The organism is Paenibacillus sp. E194 (assembly GCF_000935845.1).
In the GTDB taxonomy this organism is placed as follows: Bacteria; Bacillota; Bacilli; order Paenibacillales; family Paenibacillaceae; genus Paenibacillus_B; species Paenibacillus_B alvei_B.
In genome coordinates this window covers 1-1,212 of record NZ_JMDX01000498.1, presented here as the reverse complement: position 1 = coordinate 1,212, position 1,212 = coordinate 1, and the positions used below count along the sequence as shown (strand labels likewise).

General features: G+C 40.3%; 1 protein-coding gene. It reads left to right on the top strand.

Annotation, left to right across the window (positions count from 1 at the left end; genetic code table 11):
• The first annotated feature begins 77 nt into the window (after positions 1-77).
• Positions 78-1,195, top strand: a protein-coding gene (locus AZ66_RS29190) for an IS3 family transposase (protein WP_156160140.1) whose coding sequence is annotated in 2 segments (ribosomal slippage) — positions 78-324 and positions 324-1,195 — 1,119 coding nt in all. Because the reading frame shifts where the segments join, the coding sequence is not laid out codon by codon here.
• Positions 1,196-1,212 lie beyond the last annotated feature (17 nt).

Below are 1,212 nucleotides of genomic sequence, written 5' to 3'. Positions count from 1 at the left end.
AGATCGGCTACACTTAGTTGGACAGAAAAATTAAGGGCTAGTAGAATTAACACATCATAACAAGGAGCGGATCTACTATGCCAAGAATAAGACGCACATTTACAGATGATTTCAAGAAACAGATGGTTCAGCTATACGAGAATGGGAAATCAAGAGCAGACATTGTAAGTGAGTATGAGTTGAGTGCATCTGCATTGGATCGCTGGATTAAACAAGCCCACCAAACAGGTTCCTTCTCAGAGAAGGACAACCGCTCTCCAGAAGAAAATGAACTTATTGCATTACGGAAAGAAAACCAACGACTCAAAATGGAGAATGACATTCTAAAGCAAGCAGCGCTGATCATGGGACGAAAGTAAGTGTCATCCATCAAAATCGCGACAAATACTCGGTATCAGCAATGTGCGACGTCCTGCAAATAACTAGAAGTTCATACTATTATGAAGCAAAAAACTCCAGTAATGAAGATGGTATTACGAAGCTAATCGTTGAAATCTTCCAGAAGAACCGAAATGCATATGGTACAAGAAAGATTAAAGCAAAGCTTCACGAACGTGGACTTATCGTATCAAGACGTCGAATTGGCCGCATTATGAAGGAACAAGGCCTTGTTTCTACATATACCGTGGCTCAATACAAACCTCACAAAACAACATGCAACGAATCGCAACAGGTAAATGAACTGAACCGCAAGTTCCAGCAATCTAAAGCTAAGCGCGTCGTTGTAAGCGATCTAACGTATGTCAAAGTCAAAAACAGATGGCACTACATCTGTGTATTAGTTGACCTCTTTAATCGAGAGATCATTGGCTCAAGTGCAGGGCCGAAAAAGGACGCAGCTTTAGTCACACGAGCCTTTGCTTCTGTGCAAGGAAATCTAAGTCAAATTCAATTATTCCATACCGATCGTGGTAGTGAATTTAAGAACAAGTTGATTGATGAGACACTTGCTACGTTCAAGATCGGTCGTTCCTTAAGCATGAAAGGGTGCCCTTATGATAACGCAGTTGCAGAAGCTACGTTTAAAATTATGAAGACGGAATTCATTAATCAGATGAACTTCCACAGTTTACATCACCTAGAATTGGAGCTATATGACTACGTAAATTGGTTCAACAAACATCGCATCCATGGAACCTTAGGCTATATGAGTCCAGTAGATTACAGAAGATTATCCCTTAAAAAAGCTGTCTGATTTAGTGTTGACAATCC